This is a genomic window from Neisseria sp. P0022.S010, from assembly GCF_051956635.1.
The window spans coordinates 1-1,554 of sequence record NZ_JBQCXF010000641.1; the positions used below are offsets into that span (position 1 = coordinate 1).

Genomic DNA, 1,554 nt, shown 5'->3' on the forward strand with positions numbered 1-1,554 from the left:
CTTGCGCGGCAGTTGCAGCGTTTTCTTGTTCGTGCCAAACAAACATGTTTCGTCCTTTCATGGTTTCAGACGGCCTTTTGTTGGAAAACAAGGCCGTCTGAAAGAAATATTATTGCTCTTCGTGCCATTTGTTGCCGTCACGGGCCAACAGCGCGCGCGCAGTTTCAGGCCCCCAAGAATGGGCTTCGTAAGCATGTGGAGGCGTTGTATTGTTCGCCCAGTTTTCCAAAATCGGCATCACATATTCCCAAGCGGCTTCGAGTTCGTCACGACGGTTGAACAAAGCGAGTCTGCCATTAATCACATCCAGCAGCAGACGCTCGTAAGCCTCGGCGCGGCGGCCCTCTACGACTGTGCCCAAGTCCACGCCAATCGGCGTAACTTCGACTTTGTTACCTGCACCCGGAGTTTTCACTTGAGTGTAAAGGCGGATGGATTCGGTCGGTTGTAGTTCAATAACCAAACGATTCGGCGCAGGTTGGCTGTTGTCAAAAATATGGTTTTGCAGCGGACGGAAATTCAACACGATTTCCGCCACTTTGCCTGCCATGCGTTTGCCGGTACGCAGATAGAAAGGTACGCCTTTCCAACGCTCGTTTTCAATTTCGGCTTTGATGGCGACATAGGTTTCAGTGAAGCTGTCTTGCGGAACGTTGACTTCTTCCAGATAGCCGTTCATGCCGTTTGCTGCAACATATTGGCCGCGAATAACATTTTCGTTAACGGATTCGATGGTCAGCGGTTTCAGCGATTTGATGACTTTCACTTTCTCGTCGCGTACGGCATCGGCATCCAAGCTCGCCGGCGCTTCCATCGCAGTCATACAAAGCATTTGCATCAAGTGGTTTTGCACCATATCGCGCAATGCGCCGGTAATGTCGTAAAACTCGCCGCGTTCTTCTACGCCTAACTGCTCGGCGATGGTCAGCTGTACGCTTTCAATATATTTGTTGTTCCACAAAGGCTCGAACATCACATTGGCAAAACGCAAGGCCAACAGGTTTTGTAGGCTTTCTTTACCCAGATAATGGTCGATACGGTAGATTTGCTCTTCTTTGAAATAACGGGCCACATCTGTATTGATTTGCTGGGAGGAGGCCAAGTCCGTACCCAACGGTTTTTCCAAAACCACGCGCACGTTATCGGCATTCAAACCGATTTCGGCAAGGTTTTCACAGGCTTGCGCAAAGAATTTCGGCGCAGTTGAGAGATAGATCGCGACATTTTCAGTATTCTTGCGTGCTTTTACCAAGTCGCCCAAGGCAATGAAATCGCCTTTCTCTGTGACATCGACTTTTAAATACTCGATACGTTGGATAAACGACGCCCACGCTTCATCTGAGAAGTTTTGTTTGACATGGATTTTAGAATTCGTTTCCACTTTAGACAAAAAGCCGGCGGTATCCAATTCGCTGCGGCTTACACCCAAAATACGACCTTCGGGATGAAGCAAACCGGCTACATGCGCCTGATACAGGCAAGGCAAAAGTTTACGCATTGCCAAATCGCCGGTCGCGCCAAACAACACCAAATCAAAATTTGTCTGTGTACTCA

The 1,554-nt window shown here is 49.0% G+C and carries 1 protein-coding gene; it reads right to left on the reverse strand.

Going from position 1 to position 1,554, the window contains the following annotated elements; translation table 11 throughout:
- Positions 1 to 109: 109 nt before the first annotated feature.
- The coding region (gene zwf, locus ACTHUT_RS20255) for a glucose-6-phosphate dehydrogenase (RefSeq protein ID WP_440419592.1) at positions 110 to 1,554 on the reverse strand (1,445 nt) is incomplete at its 5' end.